The sequence below is a fragment of the Microbacterium sp. PI-SA-G genome (assembly GCF_057215335.1).
In genome coordinates, this window is the sequence record NZ_CM170103.1 from 2,683,099 (window position 1) to 2,700,897 (window position 17,799).

Consider the following 17,799-nt stretch of genomic DNA (forward strand, 5'->3'; position numbering starts at 1 on the left):
GCCTAGACGGCGGGGGTGACGGAAAAGAGGTCTCAGGCCGTCAGCCACACGGCGGCGCGGGCGCCGTCGGGAAGGGCTGCCATGCGTCCGTCGATCTCCGCGCCGTCTGCCGTGACCTCCACGCGCGTGCCGACGTCGAGACCGTGCTCCTCGAGTGCACGGAGGATCTCCGAGTCGTCGTCACTGACCCGCAGCACGCGGCCGACGTGCCCGACCGGGGCATCGGCCAGCAGCACGAACGGCTCGCGCTCGACCCGGCCGTCGGCGTCGGGGATGGCGTCTCCGTGCGGGTCGAAGCGCGGACGCCCGAGGCGCGCATCGATGCCCTCGAGCAGGCGATCGCTGATGGTGTGCTCCAGCACCTCCGCCTCGTCGTGCACCTCGTCCCAGCGGTAGTCGAACTCGCGAACGAGCCAGGTCTCGACCAGGCGGTGCCGACGGACCATCGCGAGCGCGCGTCGGGTGCCGGCATCCGTCAGGCGCACCGCACCGTAGGGAACATGCGAGACGAGGCCGGCGGCGGCGAGCTTCTTCACCATCTCGGTGACGGACGAGGGGGCGATGCCCAGCTTCGCGGCCAGCACCGACGGGGTGATCGGGGCATCCTGCCACTCGGTGTGCGCGTAGACGGTCTTCAGATAGTCGTCAGCTGCGGGGGAGGCCACGGGTCAAGTCTAGATCAGCGGGTTTCGCGGGCCGAGGCTCAGCCGTTGATGACGGCGAGCACCATGATGAACGCCACCTGTCCTGCGAAGAACACCACGAGGAAGCCGAGCAGCGCGGCGGCGAGCGACAGGCGCCCGTCGAACTCGGGGATCTCGGCGATCCCGATCTTGCGGGCACGGAACGCCAGCACCAGCGTGGCGATGCCGAGGGCGAGCTGCACCCAGGGTCCGCCGAAGGGGAGCGCGCTGGGGAATGCCACCAGCAGGCCGCCGATCAGCCCGACCGCGATGCCGATCCACGTGAGCGTGCGGACGGTGCGGCGGGCGGATTCGACAGACATGCGTCGAGCCTATCCGCGCAGCGGGTCAGGCGCCGGTGAGCACCAGCCACAGCAGGGCGGCGTTGAGTGCGATCAGCAGCACCGAGGCGACGACGCCCGCCGCGGTCGTCCACACTCGGTTCGCCCAGACGCCGAGCGTGCGTCGCTGCGCGGTGAGCACGACGAGCGGGATCAGCGCGAACGGGATGCCGAACGACAGCACGACCTGGCTCAGCACCAGGGCGAGGGTCGGGTCGACGCCGATGCCGAGGATGACGAGGGCCGGGATCAACGTCACCAGTCGCCGCATCAGCAGCGGGATGCGCACGTGCAGCAGCCCGTGCATGATCTCGGCGCCCGCATAGGCTCCGACCGACGTGGAGGCGAGACCCGACGCCAGGAGCCCGACCGCGAAGAACGTCGCCACGACCGGGCCGAGTCCCGCGGCCAGGGCGGCGTGTGCTCCCTCGAGCGAGTCGGTGCCCTCGACGCCTGCGAGGTTCGCCGCGGCCAGGAGCAGGATCGCGAGGTTCACCGACCCCGCGATGATCATGGCGATCGACACGTCCCACCGCGTGGCGGTGAGGATGCGGCGGATGCGCGGGACCTCGGTGCGAGTGGCCTCGGCGCGCGCGTGGCTGGCCTTCGTGTCGGAGGACAGCTGCGCCGCCGAGGGCGCGGTGCCGAAGCGGTCGCGCGTGAGGGAGGAGTGGGCGTAGATGGCGTGCGGCATGATCGTCGCGCCGAGGATGGATGCCGCGAGCAGCACGGATCCGGTGCCCTCGAAGCGCGGGACGATGCCCCCGATGACTCCGGCCGGGTCGGGTGGTGCCACGAAGACGCCGGCGACGAAGCCGATCGTGATGATCGCCATCAGCGCGATGATGACGAACTCGAACGGGCGCGGTCCGCGGCGGCTCTGCACCGCGAGCAGGATCATCGACACCGCTCCGGTGATCAGTCCGCCGAGCAGAAGGGGCACGCCGAACAGCAGGTTGAGGGCGACGGCGCCACCGATCACCTCGGCGAGGTCGGTCGCCATGGCCACGAGCTCGGCCTGCAGCCAGTACGAGCGGCGCGCCCAGCGGTTGCGCATGCGCGCGCCGAGCACCTGCGGCAGGCTCTGCCCGGTGACGACGCCGAGCTTGGCCGACAGGTACTGGATCAGCCACGCCATCACGTTGCCCGCCAGCACGACCCACACCAGCAGGTAGCCGTACTGGGCGCCCGCGGTCATGTTGCTCGCGACGTTGCCCGGGTCGAGGTAGGCGACGCCCGCGACCAACGCGGGGCCCAGGAGCCAGAGGCTGCGCGGGGGCGCGGTACGGGTGGGGGGAGCCTCGATGATCCCGGAACTTTTAGGCATGCCGAAATCGTAGCGGATATTTCGGCGCACCTAAAGAGCTGAAGGATGCTGCGCGGATAGCCTGGCGGAATGGATCACCACACCCCCGACAGCTCCCCGCCGGAGACTTCCGCGCCGGAGAGCGGCACGCCCGAGCGCAGCACGCACGGCGTCGGGCCCTGGCCGGGCGGTCGCACGGAGTGGCCCGAGGGCGAGCAGTACGACCCCGAGCTGCTCGAGGTCGGTGACACGCGCAACGTGATCGATCGCTACCGCTACTGGCGGATGGAAGCCATCGTCGCGGATCTCGACACCCGGCGGCACCCCTTCCACGTCGCCATCGAGAACTGGCAGCACGACATGAACATCGGCTCGATCGTGCGCAGCGCGAACGCGTTCCTCGCCGACACCGTGCACATCATCGGCCGCCGGCGCTGGAACAAGCGCGGGGCGATGGTCACCGACCGCTACCAGCACGTGGTGCACCACGACGATGTCGAGACCTTCGCCGCCTGGGCTCGAGCCGAGGGCATCCCGATCGTGGCGGTCGACAACGTCGAGGGCTCCCGGTCGGTCGACTCCGCGGAGCTCCCCGAACGCTGCGTGCTGCTGTTCGGTCAGGAAGGGCCCGGGTTGTCGGCCGAGGCGCTCGCCGCGGCATCCGCTCACATCGAGATCACGCAGTACGGGTCGACGCGCTCGATCAACGCCAGCGCCGCCGCCGCGGTGATCATGTACGAGTGGTGCCGTCGCTTCGCACGCTGAGTCGGAGGATCAGGCGGCCGCCGAGAGCCAGGCTCCCGAGCGCACGCGCCAGCCCAGGGTCGCCAGGCGGGCGAGCAGGTACACGCCGAAGAACGCCACCGCGAGCCAGACCAGCCCGCCGACGCCGTCGACGCCGATCACCTGGATGATCCACAGTGCAGGCAGGAACGGCACGAGGTTGAGCACGCCCGCGATCGCCAGGTAGCGCGCGTCGTTCGCCCCCATGAGCACGCCGTCGAGCACGAACACCACGCCAGCGATGGGCTGCGCGACCGCGAGCACGAGCAGCGCGGGCTGCACGAGCTGGGCGACCTCGGCCGAGCCGGTGAACACGATCCCGAGCACGCCCGAGAGCGCGGCGATCACACCGCCCACGATGACTCCGAACCACACGCCCCATGCCACGGTGCGGCCCAGCACGCGCTGCACCTGCTTCTCGTCTCCGGCTCCGAGCTCCTTGCCGATGAGGGCCTGGGCGGCGATGGCGAGCGCGTCGAGGGCGAACGCCGCAGCCGAGAAGATCGTGAAGACGATCTGCCAGCCGGCGAGCTCGTCGGTGCCGATGCCGGTCGCGACCCCGACCGTCGCGAGCAGGGCCGCTCGCAGACTGACGGTGCGCAGGAACAGCCAGCCGCCCGACCGCACGGTGCCGCCCATTCCCTCGCGCTGGGCGCGGAGTGAGGCGCTGTGCTTCGTGGCGAGCCGGCGGATCACGAGTGCGTACGCTGCGACCATGCCCCACTGCGCGGTGATCGTGCCGGCGGCCGACCCGGCGATCCCCCAGCCGAAGCCGTAGATGAAGAGCACGTTGAGCAGCGCATTCGCGCCGAACCCGAGTCCCGCGATCCACAGCGGCGTCACCGTGTCCTGCATGCCACGCAGCAACCCGGTCGCCGCGAACACGATCAGCATCGCGGGAAGACCCCACATCGAGATGACGAGATAGTCGTTCGCCTGCTGTGACACCGCCTCGCCCGCGCCGAAGAGCGACACCAGCCAGGGCGACGACACCGCGCCGACCACGGCCAGCACGGCACCGAGACCGAGGGCCAGCCACATGCCGTTGATGCCCACCGACACGGCCTCGCCCGGTCGACCGGCGCCGAAGCGTCGGGCCACGGCCGGCGTGGTGGAGTACGCCAGGAACACCATCAGTCCGACGATCGTCTGCAGCATGGCCCCGGCGATGCCGAGTCCGGCGAGCGGTGTGGTGCCGAGATGACCGATCAGTGCGGCGTCGACGATCAGGAACGCCGGCTCCGCGATCAGTGCGCCGAGGGCGGGGACCGCGAGCCGCAGGATCTCTCGATTGAGGGAGGGGCGCGCGGTCATCTTCCGAGCCTATGGGCTGGCGCCGACAGTGCGGAGCCGTCGTAACCTGGAGGGATCGGATGCTGCGGAGGTGCATCATGACGGATCCACGCGAAGCCGCAGCGCGCTACCGCGCGCGGCAGCAGAACCCCTCGTCGGCGAGCGATGACGACGACGCGTCGCCCGGCCCCGAGACCGCCGCCGATCGTGCTGCGTTCGTCGAGTCGGCGATCCAGGTCGCGATCCGCCGCGGCGACTTCGACAATCTCCCCGGCGCGGGCAAACCGCTCCGCGGGCTGGGCGAGCATCACGACCCCGACTGGTGGATCCGCCAGAAGATCGAGAACGAGAATCTCACCGGCCTCGGCCCGCCGGCGATCCTGCTGCGCACCGAGGACAAGGGGCTCGACGCCGAACTCGACCTGCTGGGGCGTGAGGACGACGTGCGTGCGGTCCTCGACGACTTCAACCGACGGGTCCGCGAGGCGCGTCGGCAGCTGCAGGGCGGCCCACCGGTGGTGACGCAGACGCGCGACATCGACGCGGAGGTCGCGGCGTGGGCAGGCCGTCGCGCCGCCCGCCTGGCAGCGTCGGCCGCAACGGCCGCCGCAGAACAGCCACGCCCTCGGCGATTCCGCCTGCGCCGGCGCCGCTGACCCCCGGGGGCAAGGGCGGACGCCCCCGTCCGTCCCGCCCCCGCCCCCTCGCGGGCGCCGCGGTCAGGTGACGCGCGGCGCGCCCTCCCGTCGCGCCCGCAGCCAGCCGCCCACCCCGAGCCGGCCCGCCCCCGGCACGAGAAGCACGAGCGCAGACAGCACGACCATCGCGGGGTACGCGGCGGTGAGCTGATCGGCGCTCCAGTAGAGCATCAGCGTCCCGATCGACGCGAAGGCGGCCAACGGCGTGATGATCCCCAGAAGCAGCAGCGCACCGAGCCCGACCTCGAGCGCCGGCATCATCACCCCGAACACGCCGGGTAGCGCGTCCATCACCGAAGCGACCGGACCGAAAAACCAGGGCACGCGCGCATTCCCCGCCGTGCTGTCGACCACCAGCCCGATGTCGGCCGCCCCGAATCCGGCTCGGTACTTCAGCGTCCCCTCCACCAGCCACAGGATGCCCACGACCCCTCTCACCACACCCCCGACCAGCGAGAGGGAAAGGGCGAACGCGGGCGGCGATCCGGTCACGTGAGATCAGCCGCCCCGAACACGGCCTTCGCCTTGTCGCAGTGGATGACCACGTGGGAGTACTTCGACACGTCCACGTCCTTCAGGGTGAACGACTGTGCGGCGGTGTCGAACGACACGGCGTCGACGAGCGTGCCGGCCGAGACGGCGGCTTCGTCGGTGCCGTTGGTCAGATAGACGTGCAGGTCGGGCCCCTCGTCAGACGAGAACCCCGCGAGTGCGATCTCATCGGCGGTGACCGTGACCGTGCCGGCGACGGACTTGTCGTTCAGGCCGGCGAACGTCCCGGTGCGCTCGGCGGTCGCGCCCGTCGCCCCGTCATCCGGCTTCTGCGGGGACTGCGACGAAGACGAAGACGAGGACTTCGACGTCGGCGACCCGGCACCGGAGCCCGCGTCCGACGGCGTGCAGGCGGTGAGGGTGAGTGCGAGGGTGAGTGCCGCGGTGGCGGCGAGGGCGAGCTTGCGCATGGGTTCTCCTGTGTGAGCGGAGCGGCGGATGCCGCGTCGGATGTTCGTCGCTCAGCACGCTACGAAGCGGCGCGGGCCGATCGGGAAGACCTTTCGGATCCGTAAGATTCCCGGCGGACGGATATGGGCCCGAGGCTAGGGTCGACCGCATGGAGCAGGCAGCACGGGTCGTCGTCGTCGAGGACGACCCCACGGTCCTGGCCACGGTCGGGGCGTATCTGCGCTCTCACGGGTACGCGGTCGCCAGCTATGCCGACGGGGTCTCGGCGCGCACGGCGCTGGCGGACAGCATCCCCGATGTGGTGATCGTGGACCGGATGCTGCCCGGCATCAGCGGCGACGAACTCTGCCGCGAGGTGCGTCGCCACTCGGACGTGCCGATCATGATGCTCACCGCGCTCGGCCAGATCGACGACCGGATCGAGGGTCTGGAGCACGGCGCCGACGACTACCTCGCCAAGCCCTTCTCTCTGCGCGAGCTGCTGCTGAGGGTGGGGGCTCTGGTGCGTCGTGCCCGCACGGCTCAGAGCGCCCTCGGAGAGGTGCGGCGGGGCGACTTCGTGATCGACACGCTCCGCCGACGTGTCATCGTCCGCGGTGACGAGGTGTCTCTCACCGCGCGCGAGTACGACCTCCTCCTGTTCCTGATGCGCGACGACGAGCGCGACCTCGGGCGCGACGAGATCCTGCGGGAGGCCTGGGGGTGGAGCTTCGGCGACGCGTCGACGGTCACCGTGCACGTGCGCCGGCTGCGGGAGAAGATCGAGCGCGATCCGACGGACCCTCGGCATCTGCGCACGGTGTGGGGCATCGGCTACCGTTTCTCTGCGAACGGTGAGAGCCCGTGATCGTGCTCGCCCCGATGGATCTCGTGCTCATCGTGCTCACCTGTCTTCTCTCGGCGACGGCGGTCGCAGCCCTCGCTCTACTGTCGCTGCGCCTGCTGCGTCAGCGGTCGATGCGGGCGCGACTGATGGTCGTCTCGAGCGCCGGCGTGGTGGCGATGGCCGCGTCGGTGATGGCGATCTCCGTCGAGATGTACATCTCGGCGCACGACCTGACGGTGCTGCTGTCGGTCAGCGTCGTCGCCCTGCTTCTGAGCGTCGTGGCCGCCTGGGTGGTCGCGGGGGCGCTGCGCACGTCGTTCGAGCGCTTCTCGCAGTCGCTGCTGCAGGTGGCCGACGGCGAGGTGGTCGCGGCGGAGCGGGTCGGGCTGCTCGAAGTCGATCTGCTCTCGGCGCAACTCGCCGCGATGTCGGCGAAGGTCGATGCGGCACGCGCCGAACTCGAGATGCTCGACTCCGCCCGGCAGCGCTTCTTCGCGTGGATCTCGCACGACCTGCGCACACCTCTGACGGCGGTGCGTGCGCTCGCCGAGTCGTTCGAAGAGGGGGCCGCCGATGCGCCGCAGCGCTTCGCGGGTGACGTGCGCGCGCAGGTCGAGACGATGAGCCGTATGGTCGACGACCTCTTCGAGCTCTCCCGGTTGACCTCGGGTGCGGTGCAGCTGAAGACCGAGCAGGTGGAGCTGCTCGACATCGTCTCGGATGCGGTCGCCGACGTCGCGGGCGCCGCCGCGCGACACGAGGTGCGGATCGTCGAGCGCGGCGTCGCCGGGCACATGATGTGGGCCGACCCGCACCACCTCGGACGCATCATCGTGAACCTTCTGACCAACGCGGTCCGGCACGCGCCACCGGGCACCGACATCGTCGTGTCGGCGCAGCCGGTCGACGAGGGTCGGCTCGTGCTCGGGATCCTCGATCGCGGGTCCGGCGTGGCGGTCGAAGACCTCGACCGGATGTTCGAGGTGGGCTGGCGTGCAGACGCCGCGCGCACCACGACGGTCGACGAGGGCGTGGCCTCCGGGGCCGGGCTCGGCCTCTCGATCGCCCGGGGTCTCGCGCGGGCACACGGCGGCGACGTGTTCGCGGAACGCACCGGCGACGGATTCCGGATGAATGTCCTGCTGCCGTTCGGGACAGCCGGCGTCGACGCGTCCTAGGCTGGAGCGCATGACCGACGTTCTCCCCGCAGGCCTGGCCACTTCCGAGTTCAGCTCCGACATCCGCCCGCAGGACGACCTCTACCGTCACGTGAACGGTTCGTGGATCGCCCGCACCGAGATCCCGGGTGACAAGGCCCGCTGGGGCTCGTTCCACCTGCTCGCCGAGCAGGCCGAGAAAGACGTGCGCGCGATCATCGAGGAGTCGCAGGATGCCGCCGAGGGCACCCTCGCCCGCAAGATCGGCGACCTGTTCGCGAGCTTCATGGACACCGAGCGCATCGACGCGGCCGGCGTGACGCCCCTCGCCGAGACGCTCGCCGAGATCGACGCGATCGACGACGTGCCGGCGTTCCTGCGCACGGTCGGCGCCTACGACCGCGACGGCCGCGCCCACCTGATCGGCTTCTACGTCGACGGCGACCCGGGCAACCCCGAGCGCTACGTGCCGGTGCTCGTGCAGTCCGGGCTGTCGCTTCCTGATGAGAGCTACTTCCGTCTCGACACCTTCGCCGACACTCGCGCTGCCTACCGCGCACACCTCGAGCGCCTGCTCGCGCTCGCCGAGGTTCCGGATGCCGCGGCTGAGGCCGAGCGGGCGATCGCCCTCGAGACCGAGCTCGCCGGTCACCACTGGGACAACGTGAAGAGCCGCGACGCGGTCGCCACCTACAACCTCAAGACGTGGGACGAGATCCAGCAGCTCGCCGGTGTCGACCTCGAGCCGTGGCGCGACGCCGTGGCACCGTCCGCGCCCGAGGCGTTCGCCGAGGTCGTGGTCTCGCAGCCGAGCTTCCTCGAGGGCCTCGGCTCGCTGCTCACCGACGCCCGCCTCGACGACTGGAAGGCGTGGCTGCGCGCGCAGGTCGTGCACGCCGCCGCCCCGTACCTCACCGACGAGTTCGTGCACGAGAACTTCTCGTTCTACGGCACCGAGCTCACGGGCGTTCCCACGATCCGCGAGCGCTGGAAGCGGGGCGTCTCGGTCACCGAGAGTGCACTGAGCGAGGCGATCGGCAAGGTCTACGTCGAGCGCCACTACCCGCCGACGGCGAAAGCCGCGATGGACGAGCTGGTCGACAACCTGATCGAGGCGTACCGGCAGAGCATCGAGAAGCTCGAGTGGATGACGGCTGAGACGCGTCAGCGCGCGCTGGCCAAGCTCGACGCCTTCACCCCGAAGATCGGTCACCCGACGGTCTGGCGCGACTACTCGAGCCTCACCATCGATCGGGACGACCTGTTCGGCAATGTGCGCCGGGCCGCGATCTTCGAGCACGACCGCAACGTCGGCAAGGTCGGCAAGCCGATCGATCGCGACGAGTGGCACATGCCGCCGCAGATGGTCAACGCCTACTACAACCCGTCGATGAACGAGATCGTGTTCCCCGCCGCGATCCTGCAGTACCCGTTCTTCGACGCGGGTCGCGATGCCGCGGCGAACTACGGCGGCATCGGCGCGGTGATCGGCCACGAGATCGGCCACGGCTTCGACGACCAGGGCAGCCGCTACGACGGAGCCGGTCGCCTCGAGGACTGGTGGACCGACGCCGACCGCGCCGCGTTCGAAGAGCGCACCAAGGCCCTCATCGAGCAGTACGACGCGCTCGTCCCCGAAGGGCTGTCGCCCGAGCACCACGTCAACGGCGCGCTCACGATCGGCGAGAACATCGGCGACCTCGGCGGTCTGGGCATCGCGCTCAAGGCGTACGAGTTGTCTCTCGACCCTTCGTCGGGCTCAGGGACCGGTGAAGGGCCTGTCATCGACGGGCTCACCGGCGTGCAGCGGCTGCTGCTGTCGTGGGCGCAGGTGTGGCAGCAGAAGGGGCGCGAAGCCGAGACGCTGCGCCTGTTGACGATCGATCCGCACTCGCCGAACGAGTTCCGCTGCAACCAGATCGTCCGCAACATCGACGCCTTCTACCAGGCGTTCGACGTGCGCGAGACAGACGCTCTGTGGCTGCCGGAAGACGACCGCGTGACGATCTGGTGACCAACGTCCGCCTTCTGTGAGCGATCCTCATCGGCCGGGGTTACGATAACCCTGCCGCTGGGGATCGCGCCTCGCGGCGTCCCATCCACCCTCTCGGTAAGGACCATGCGTGGGCTCCCGCATCCCCTCGTTCCCTGACCCGTTCGGCGGGGCTCAGGGAGCGTCTGCCGACGGATCGCCGGCGTTGCTGCGCCGCTCTCAGGGTGCCAGCCGGCGCCTTCCGCGACGGGCCGCCGTGGGCCGCCGATCGTTCACGTCGACGCTCCGGGCGCTCGAGACGCTGGCTGACGCCGGGGCGCAGGTCTCGGTGCATGTGGTCGATCTCGACTCGCATCAGCACGTGCTCTCCGGCGACGACCACGTGACGATGCCGGTGGCCGGTCTCGGGGTCGTGCCGCTGCTGATCGAGGTCGCGGCCGGCTTCGCGAGCGGCGAGCTGGACCCGCTCGAGATCATTGAGCGCACCGACGTCGACGCGGTGACCACATCGGGACTCTGGCGTCATCTCCATGCCCCGGCGCTGCCGCTGGAAGACCTGGCGGTGCTGGCCGCGACCGCCGGCGACCCGATCGCCGTCAACGCCCTGCTGCAGAAGGTCGGCCACGATCGGGTGCGTGCGCGCATCGAAGGACTCGGGCTGCGGCGCACCGCCCTGCTCGATCAGTTCCGCGATGAACGGGGGCCCGACGACGCCCCGCACGTCGCTGTCGGATCGGCACGTGAGCTCGCCGGCCTGTTCTCGGCGCTCGTGAACTCCTCGGTCGTCGACGCGGCCGTCAGCGCGCAGGTCTCGGAGTGGCTCAGCCTGAACCAGGATCTGAGTCTCGTCGCAGCATCCACCGGGCTCGACCCGTTCTCGCACGAGCACGACGCGCACGGGCTGCTGTTCGTGAACAAGACCGGCCGCGACCGGGGGGTGCGCGCCGAGGCGGGGGTGCTCGCGGGGCCGCGTGCCGGCGTCGCGTACTCGCTCATCGTGTGCTTCGACGACCTCTCGATCACGCACCGGCTGCGCGCACACGACGCCTTCCGCGTGCTCGGCGTCGAGCTGATGGAGTACACGCACTGATGGTGTCGCAGGACTGGACGCCGCACCGACGCGACGATGGCGAGATGCTCGGCTGGATCCACCCCGACGGCGATCTCTGGGTCGCGGTCGACGTGCTCGGCCGACCGGCATCCGACCCCACGGAGTGGCTCGATGCCGAGGCTGCGCTCGAGGCGCACGGCATCGGCTGGCTGGCCGACCCCTGGATTCTGGAGGGGGAGGGAGAGCGGCCGCTGCGTGTGCGCGTCGTCGAGGCGACGCCCGACCACGACGGCGTTCCGGGTCGAATCGTGGTGAAGATCGACGACTTCGGTGACATGACCCGGCCGGCCACCGCGCAGTTCGTGCTGGCGTGGCCCATTCCCGCCCGGCTGCGTCCACCGCGTGACGGCGATCCGGACCCGCGCGAGATCTAGAGCTCCGCTTCCGCTCAGCTGGGCAGTGACCGGTGATGCTCGCCGGTGGGCTGCTTGGGGATGAACAGCGAGAGCACGACCGCGATGATGCCGGCGGCGATCGCCAGCCAGAAGCAGACCTCGAACGCGGCCCGAGTGGGCACCGCGACACCGCCGCCGACGTCGACGCTCATGGCGGCGAGCACGCCGCCCATCACAGCTGAGGCGCTCGAGGTGCCGACGGAGCGGAACAGGGCGTTGAGCCCGTTCGAGGCGCCGGTCTCGTTCGCGGGGACGGAGCGCATGATGATCATCGGCATCGCCGCGAAGGTGAAGCCGATGCCCACCCCGATCAGCAGGTTGCCGACCAGGATGTGCCACACCTCGCTCGACCAGATCAGCACGAAGACGTAGGCGAGCACGATCGCGACCGCACCGACGGTGAACAGCGGTCGCGGACCCACGGTGCGCTCGAGCCAGCCGGAGAGTGGTGAGATCACCATCATCACCAGTCCGGCGGGCATGATCACGAACGCGGCGGCGACCATGTCGAGCCCGAAGCCGAAGCCCTCCGGACCCTCGAGCAGCTGCGAAAAGGTCACGTTCGAGGCGAAGAGGGCGAAACCCATGCCGATCGCGGCGATGTTCGTGAACAGCACGGCGGGCCGAGCGGCGACCCGCAGATCGAGCAGCGGGTCGTCGGTGCGCAGCTGGTACCAGCCCCACACAAGAAGCACGACCACTCCGCCGATGATGCAGGCGAGGGTGAGCGGAGCCGTCCAGCCCCACTCCGCGCCGCGCGAGACGAAGAGCAGAATACCGGTCAGCCCGATCGCGAGACCGATGGCGCCGGGCACGTCGAGACGCCCGGGGAAGCGCAGCACGTCCTCGGGGATCACGGCCAGCACGAGGGCCAGACCGACAGCTCCGAGACCGGCCGCGAGCCAGAACAGCCAGTGCCAGTCGGCGTTCTGCGCGAGCAGGGCGGCCACCGGCATCCCGATCGCTCCCCCCACGCCCATCGTCGCGCTCATCAGTGCCACGGCGGTGCCGAGCCGGTTCGTCGGCAGCACGTCGCGCATGATCGCGATGCCGAGCGGCACCACGCCGGTGACCGCGCCCTGCAGCGCTCGGCCGATGATCACGCCGACGATCGACCCCGACAGCGCCGCGATCACAGAGCCGATGATGAGCAGGATCAGCAACACGATCACGACCCGACGTTTGCCGTACATGTCACCGAGTCGCCCGGAGATCGGGGTCGCGACGGCGGCGACCAGCAGCGTGATCGTGACGACCCACGTGGTGTCCTCGCGAGAGGCGTTCAGCAGCTGCGGCAGTTCGGCCTGCAGCGGCACGACCAGCGTGAACATGAACGAGGAGCACAGGCCCGCGAAGGCCAGCACCGCGACGATCGCCCACTTGGGAGAGGTGCGAGAGAGTCGTCTTCTGGCCTTGTCGTCGTTCGCACCCACCGGCCAAGGCTATCGGCGATCCCCGACACCGGGGCCGCCCGGCGGGAGCAGCGCCCGACGACGGGCGCCTCGATTTCGCCGATCCTCGGCAGGAGGGGCAGACTGGGCGCGTGCGAACCATCCGTGATCTCGACACCGTTGAACTCATCCTCGATGCACAGGGCCTGCTCGACTCCATCCGGGGTCCGCAGCGTGTGGTCGATGCCGGAACGCTGCGTGCGCTGCAGCAGTCGGGCAACTACGTCGTGGGCCTTTTCGACGGCGAAGGCGACGAGGAGCGCATGGTCGGCGCCTCGATCGCGTTCTTCGGCGAGCCGGGCCGGCGTGCGATGCACTCGCACATCACCGCGCTGATCCCGGAATACCGCGGACGCGGCTGGGGGCGCGAGCTCAAGGAGCACCAGCGTCAGTGGGCGTTCTCGCGCGACGTCGGGCGCATCACCTGGACCTTCGACCCGCTCGTCGCGCGCAACGCGCACTTCTTCCTCACGGTCCTGGGCGCGCGGGTGACCGGCTACTCGGTGAACCGCTACGGCATCTTCGGCGGCGGTGACGCCGGAGACGAGAGTGACCGTCTCGACGTCGAGTGGGCGCTGGCCGACATCGCCAAGACGCCGGGCGATGACGCCGTGGTCGAGACGCTCGAGATCCCGTCCGACATCGAGTCGCTGCGTGAGTCCGACCCGAACGCCGCGCACGAGTGGCGCACCCGTCTGCGCTCCGAGATGTCGGAGCTGCTCGGCCGCGGGTTGGAGATCGCCGGCTTCGACGTCGAGCGCGGCTACCTGTTCACGGCCTGAGCGACTTCACGAGCTGAGCGGCGGCAGCACGAAGTCCCCGGTCTCGCCGGGGTTGACCGCGATCTCCCAGCGGAACCCGTCGGGGTCGCTGAAGTAGCCCGAGTATCCGCCCCACTCCCGTGTCCGTGCCGAGCTGACGGGTGCCCCGAGCAGGGCGGCCTCGGCGAGCACGTCGTCGACCTCGGCCGGTGTCGCGAGGTTGTGCGCGAGGGTGACCGGGGCGATGCCGGATGCCGGGGCCTCGCCGATCTCGGCGGTGAAGCCCGCGATCGACCACAGCGACAGGATCAGTCGATCGGCGACGGGGAACATCAGCACGTCGTCGCCCGCGAAGATCGGCTCCCAGCCGAGCCCGTCGACGTAGAACGCGCGGCTGCGGGCGAGGTCGGCCACGGCGAGGGTGAGGAAGCTGACGCGTTGCTCCATGTCAGCGCACCCCCTTCATCAGGCGCAGCACCGGCTTGATGCTCAGCAGCAGTCCGATGCCGACGACGATCGCGATGCCTCCGAGGATCGAGAAGTAGGGAACCTCGTTCTCGGAGTCGTAGAACCGCACCAGCTCGCCCGAGATCGCCGTGCCCAGCGCGATCGACAGGAAGAACAGTGCCACCATCTGCGTCCGGAAGACCGACGGCGCGAGCTTGGTCGCGACCGAGAGGCCGACCGGCGAGATGAGCAGCTCGGCGATGGTGAACACCAGCAGGATGCCGACGATCGCGAGCAGCGGCGTCGAGTTCGGACCCCCGCCGGCGAACGGCAGGAACAGCAGGAACGCCCCGCCCATGATGATCGCGCTGAGACCGAACTTCGCGGGCGTCGAGGGCTGACGCTTTCCGAGACGCGTCCAGAGCACCGCGAAGACGCCCGAGAGGATGATGATGAAGACCGGGTTGATCGACTGCACCCACGACACCGGCATCTCCCAGCCGAACAGATCGCGATTCAGGCGCTGGTCGGAGTACACGGTGAGCACCGTGAACTGCTGCTGGTAGAGCGACCAGAAGGCCACGCTCGTGATGAACAGCGGCAGGAAGCCCCAGACGCGCGAGCGCTCGGTGCTGTCGATGCGGCGGCTCGAGAGGATCACCGCGAAGTACGTGATCGAGGCGACCACGGTCACACCGATCACGATCACGGCGAGGTTGTCGGCGCGGATGACGCCGATCAGCGCGAGCACCGCGATCAGGGCGACAGCGGCCGCAGCGATGATCGCGACCATCGGATAGCGCGAGGCGGGCAGCGGATTCGGCACCTCGCGCACCGTGGCGGGAAGAGCGCGGCGCCCGAAGGAGTACTGCACCAGTCCCAGCGTCATGCCGATCGCCGCGAGGCCGAAGCCGAAGTGGAACCCCAGCGTGGACTGCAGCAGTCCGGTCAGGATCGGGCCGATGAACGCGCCCAGATTGATGCCGAGGTAGAACAGCGAGAAGCCGGCGTCGCGGCGCACGTCGTCAGGCGCGTAGAGGCTGCCGACGACCGAGGTGGCGTTGGCCTTGAGCCCGCCCGAGCCGAGGGCGACCAGCACGAGGCCGACTCCCACGCCCAGCATCCCGGGCAGCAGGGCGAGCGCGAGGTGGCCGGCGACGATCACGATGGCGCTGACGAACAGCACGCGCTCCGAGCCGAACAGTCGGTCCGCGAGCCAGGCTCCGAGGATCGTCGACAGGTACACCGAGCCGCCGTAGGCACCCACGATTCCTCCGGCGACGGCCTCGGGGATGCCGAGACCACCCTGCGTCGCGGAGTAGTACAGGTAGATGAGCAGGATGCCCTGCATGCCGTAGAAGCTGAAGCGCTCCCACATCTCGACGCCGAAGATGTGCACCAGCGCCCACGGCTGGCCGAAGAAGCGGGTGTTCTCGTCGCGGGTGCGCGGGAGAGACTGCGGAGTGCTCATGCACACGACGCTACTCTTCCCCCTCGATAGAATGAGCAGGCCCGCGCTCTCGGGCACTCTCCCCGCATCCGACCATTGGAGCCACCATGGCCGAACAGTCCCGCCTCGACAAGGTCATCGCCCTCGCCCGCCACCGCGGGTTCGTGTTCCAAGCGGGTGAGATCTACGGTGGTTCGCGTTCCGCCTGGGACTACGGCCCCCTCGGCACGGAGCTCAAGGAGAACATCCGTCGGCAGTGGTGGCAGACGTTCGTGCGCGGTCGCGGCGACATGGTCGGCCTCGACTCCAGCATCATCCTGCCCAAGCGGGTGTGGGAGGCCTCCGGCCACGTCGCGACGTTCTCCGACCCGCTGGTCGAGTGCCTCAACTGCCACAAGCGCTTCCGCGCCGACAACCTCATCGACGACTTCGAGGCGCGCAAGGGCCGCAAGGCCGAGAACGGTCTCGCCGACGTGCCCTGCCCGAACTGCGGCAACAAGGGTCAGTACACCGAGCCGAAGTCGTTCTCGGGTCTCGTGAAGACCTACCTCGGCGTGGTCGACGACGAGTCGGGCCTGCACTACCTGCGCCCCGAGACCGCGCAGGGCATCTTCGTGAACTTCTCGAACGTACTCACCGCGAGCCGCAAGAAGCCGCCGTTCGGCATCGGCCAGGTCGGCAAGGCGTTCCGCAACGAGATCACCCCCGGCAACTTCATCTTCCGCACGCGCGAGTTCGAGCAGATGGAGATCGAGTTCTTCACGCCGCCCGCCGAAGCGCAGGAGTGGTTCGAGCACTGGGTCGAAGCCTGCTGGAACTGGTTCATCGATCTCGGCATCGACCCCGAGAACATGCGTCAGTTCGACGTTCCCGAAGACGACCGCGCGCACTACTCCGCCGGCACGATCGACGTCGAGTACAAGTTCGGCTTCACCGGCAAGGAGTGGGGCGAGCTCATGGGCGTCGCCAACCGCACCGACTACGACCTGTCGAGCCACAGCGAGGCGTCGGGCCAGAGCCTCACATACTTCGACCAGGCCACAGGCGAGCGCTACACCCCGTTCGTGATCGAGCCGTCGTTTGGCCTGACCCGCGCGATGATGGCGTTCCTCGTCGATGCCTATCGCGAAGAAGAGGTGCCCAACGCCAAGGGTGGCACCGACGTGCGCACCGTGCTCAAGCTCGACCCGCGTCTCGCGCCGGTGAAGGCCGCCGTGCTGCCGCTGTCGCGCAACGAGAAGCTCTCGCCGCTGGCGCGCGAGGTCGCCGACACGCTGCGCAGCTCGTGGGCCGTCGACTTCGACGACGCGGGGGCCATCGGCCGTCGCTACCGCCGTCAGGACGAGATCGGCACGCCGTTCTGCGTCACGGTCGACTTCGACTCGCTCGACGACCGCGCGGTGACGGTGCGTGATCGCGACACCATGGCGCAGGAGCGCGTCTCGATCGACGAGCTGCACGCGTACCTGTCGGAGCGTCTGAAGGGCGCCTGACTTCCGGACAGCTCCCTGCGCGGTGCTCCGCTCAGGACGACTGCTTGGCTGCAGCCTTCATCGCCTTCTTGTGCTCGCGCACCTTCGTGAGCGACTCGGGGGAGACGATGTCGGCGACGCTGCGGTACGAGCCCTCCTCACCGTAGGCGCCGGCGGCCTCGCGCCATCCGTCGCCCGTGAAGCCGTACTGCTTGCCCAGCAGCGCGAGGAAGATCTTCGCCTTCTGCTCGCCGAACCCCGGCAGCGCCTTCAGCCGCTTCAGCACCTCAGCGCCGGACGGCGCGGTCCCTGACCCCGACGACGGCCGCGTCCACAGCGCCGCGGCGTCTCCGCCCCAGTCGTCCACGAGCGTCTGGCACAGCGTCTGCACGCGCGTCGCCATCGAACCGGGAAAGCGGTGCACGGCGGGAGTCGCCTTGAAGGCCTCGAGGAACTCGTCGGGGGCCATGCCGGCGATCGCCGCGGCATCCGTCGCACCTGTGCGCTGCTCGATCTTCAGCGGCCCGGCGAACGCGGTCTCCATGGGCACCTGCTGGTCGAGCAGCATCCCGACCAGCAGCGCGAGCGGATTGTCGGTGAGCAGGGCGTCGGCGTCGGAGTCGCCGGTGATGTGCAGGGCCATGCATCCAGTCTGGCACTGCGTGACGA

Annotated in this window: 19 protein-coding genes; 9 read left to right on the plus strand and 10 right to left on the minus strand. The window is 69.6% G+C overall.

Annotation, left to right across the window (positions count from 1 at the left end; translation table 11 throughout):
- Window positions 1-32: 32 nt before the first annotated feature.
- The 3 genes from AC2D10_RS13205 to AC2D10_RS13215 are packed head-to-tail and all read right to left on the minus strand — an operon-like array spanning window position 33 to window position 2,351.
- Complete coding sequence (locus AC2D10_RS13205) at window positions 33-665, minus strand: metal-dependent transcriptional regulator (RefSeq protein ID WP_484708315.1); 633 nt, start codon at window positions 663-665, stop codon at window positions 33-35.
- 38 nt (window positions 666-703) lie between these two features.
- Window positions 704-1,006 carry a hypothetical protein gene (locus AC2D10_RS13210; protein ID WP_484708316.1) on the minus strand — a complete coding sequence of 101 codons (303 nt, stop codon included), beginning with the start codon at window positions 1,004-1,006 and terminating at the stop codon, window positions 704-706.
- Window positions 1,007-1,031: 25 nt separating this feature from the next.
- Entirely contained in the window at window positions 1,032-2,351 is a 1,320-nt protein-coding gene (locus tag AC2D10_RS13215; RefSeq protein ID WP_484708318.1) for an Nramp family divalent metal transporter, read from the minus strand.
- A 69-nt stretch (window positions 2,352-2,420) separates the two neighbouring features.
- Between AC2D10_RS13215 and AC2D10_RS13220 the strand changes: the two genes are divergently transcribed.
- Window positions 2,421-3,095, plus strand: coding sequence for a TrmH family RNA methyltransferase (locus tag AC2D10_RS13220; RefSeq protein WP_484708322.1), 675 nt, complete (start codon window positions 2,421-2,423; stop codon window positions 3,093-3,095).
- Between the two features lie 9 nt (window positions 3,096-3,104).
- Here AC2D10_RS13220 and AC2D10_RS13225 read toward each other — a convergent pair whose 3' ends face one another.
- Entirely contained in the window at window positions 3,105-4,427 is a 1,323-nt protein-coding gene (locus tag AC2D10_RS13225) for an MATE family efflux transporter (RefSeq protein ID WP_484708323.1), read from the minus strand.
- 77 nt (window positions 4,428-4,504) lie between these two features.
- Here AC2D10_RS13225 and AC2D10_RS13230 point away from each other — a divergent pair, with 77 nt between their 5' ends.
- A complete protein-coding gene (locus AC2D10_RS13230; protein ID WP_484708325.1) occupies window positions 4,505-5,062 on the plus strand; it encodes a DnaJ family domain-containing protein in 558 nt (185 codons plus the stop codon).
- Between the two features lie 63 nt (window positions 5,063-5,125).
- Here AC2D10_RS13230 and AC2D10_RS13235 read toward each other — a convergent pair whose 3' ends face one another.
- Together AC2D10_RS13235 and AC2D10_RS13240 are read right to left on the minus strand one after the other, a co-directional pair.
- Window positions 5,126-5,530, minus strand: a complete 405-nt coding sequence (locus tag AC2D10_RS13235) for a hypothetical protein (protein WP_484708327.1) — start codon at window positions 5,528-5,530, stop codon at window positions 5,126-5,128.
- 62 nt (window positions 5,531-5,592) lie between these two features.
- The gene (locus tag AC2D10_RS13240) at window positions 5,593-6,066 is read right to left on the minus strand and encodes a DM13 domain-containing protein (RefSeq protein WP_484708328.1); all 474 of its coding nucleotides are present in this window, start codon (window positions 6,064-6,066) and stop codon (window positions 5,593-5,595) included.
- A 149-nt stretch (window positions 6,067-6,215) separates the two neighbouring features.
- On the opposite strand from AC2D10_RS13240, the gene AC2D10_RS13245 reads away from it, so the two are divergent.
- The 5 genes from AC2D10_RS13245 to AC2D10_RS13265 all read left to right on the plus strand — a co-directional run bounded on the left by AC2D10_RS13245 (window position 6,216) and on the right by AC2D10_RS13265 (window position 11,528).
- Window positions 6,216-6,914 carry a response regulator transcription factor gene (locus tag AC2D10_RS13245; RefSeq protein WP_484708331.1) on the plus strand — a complete coding sequence of 233 codons (699 nt, stop codon included), beginning with the start codon at window positions 6,216-6,218 and terminating at the stop codon, window positions 6,912-6,914.
- Window positions 6,911-8,071, plus strand: coding sequence for a sensor histidine kinase (locus AC2D10_RS13250; protein WP_484708332.1), 1,161 nt, complete (start codon window positions 6,911-6,913; stop codon window positions 8,069-8,071). The genes AC2D10_RS13245 and AC2D10_RS13250 overlap by 4 nt, the downstream gene beginning before the upstream one ends.
- Window positions 8,072-8,081: 10 nt before the next feature.
- On the plus strand, window positions 8,082-10,064 hold the full coding sequence (locus AC2D10_RS13255) for a M13 family metallopeptidase (protein ID WP_484708333.1): 1,983 nt from the start codon (window positions 8,082-8,084) through the stop codon (window positions 10,062-10,064).
- Window positions 10,065-10,173: 109 nt separating this feature from the next.
- Entirely contained in the window at window positions 10,174-11,133 is a 960-nt protein-coding gene (locus AC2D10_RS13260) for a serine hydrolase (protein ID WP_484708334.1), read from the plus strand.
- A complete protein-coding gene (locus AC2D10_RS13265) occupies window positions 11,133-11,528 on the plus strand; it encodes a hypothetical protein (protein ID WP_484708335.1) in 396 nt (131 codons plus the stop codon). Before AC2D10_RS13260 ends, AC2D10_RS13265 begins: the two co-directional genes overlap by 1 nt.
- 14 nt (window positions 11,529-11,542) lie before the next feature.
- Here AC2D10_RS13265 and AC2D10_RS13270 read toward each other — a convergent pair whose 3' ends face one another.
- Window positions 11,543-12,982: an MFS transporter gene (locus tag AC2D10_RS13270; protein ID WP_484708336.1), complete on the minus strand. Its 1,440-nt coding sequence runs from the start codon at window positions 12,980-12,982 to the stop codon at window positions 11,543-11,545.
- A gap of 110 nt (window positions 12,983-13,092) precedes the next feature.
- On the opposite strand from AC2D10_RS13270, the gene AC2D10_RS13275 reads away from it, so the two are divergent.
- Window positions 13,093-13,782 (plus strand): GNAT family N-acetyltransferase, encoded by a 690-nt coding sequence (locus tag AC2D10_RS13275; protein WP_484708338.1) that lies wholly within the window; start codon window positions 13,093-13,095, stop codon window positions 13,780-13,782.
- A gap of 6 nt (window positions 13,783-13,788) precedes the next feature.
- Here AC2D10_RS13275 and AC2D10_RS13280 read toward each other — a convergent pair whose 3' ends face one another.
- On the minus strand, window positions 13,789-14,208 hold the full coding sequence (locus AC2D10_RS13280; protein WP_484708340.1) for a VOC family protein: 420 nt from the start codon (window positions 14,206-14,208) through the stop codon (window positions 13,789-13,791).
- A gap of 1 nt (window position 14,209) precedes the next feature.
- The gene (locus AC2D10_RS13285) at window positions 14,210-15,679 is read right to left on the minus strand and encodes a peptide MFS transporter (RefSeq protein WP_484708342.1); all 1,470 of its coding nucleotides are present in this window, start codon (window positions 15,677-15,679) and stop codon (window positions 14,210-14,212) included.
- An 86-nt stretch (window positions 15,680-15,765) separates the two neighbouring features.
- Between AC2D10_RS13285 and AC2D10_RS13290 the strand changes: the two genes are divergently transcribed.
- The gene (locus AC2D10_RS13290; protein WP_484708343.1) at window positions 15,766-17,151 is read left to right on the plus strand and encodes a glycine--tRNA ligase; all 1,386 of its coding nucleotides are present in this window, start codon (window positions 15,766-15,768) and stop codon (window positions 17,149-17,151) included.
- A 31-nt stretch (window positions 17,152-17,182) separates the two neighbouring features.
- Here AC2D10_RS13290 and AC2D10_RS13295 read toward each other — a convergent pair whose 3' ends face one another.
- Window positions 17,183-17,773, minus strand: coding sequence for an HhH-GPD-type base excision DNA repair protein (locus tag AC2D10_RS13295; protein ID WP_484708344.1), 591 nt, complete (start codon window positions 17,771-17,773; stop codon window positions 17,183-17,185).
- Window positions 17,774-17,799: the final 26 nt, after the last annotated feature.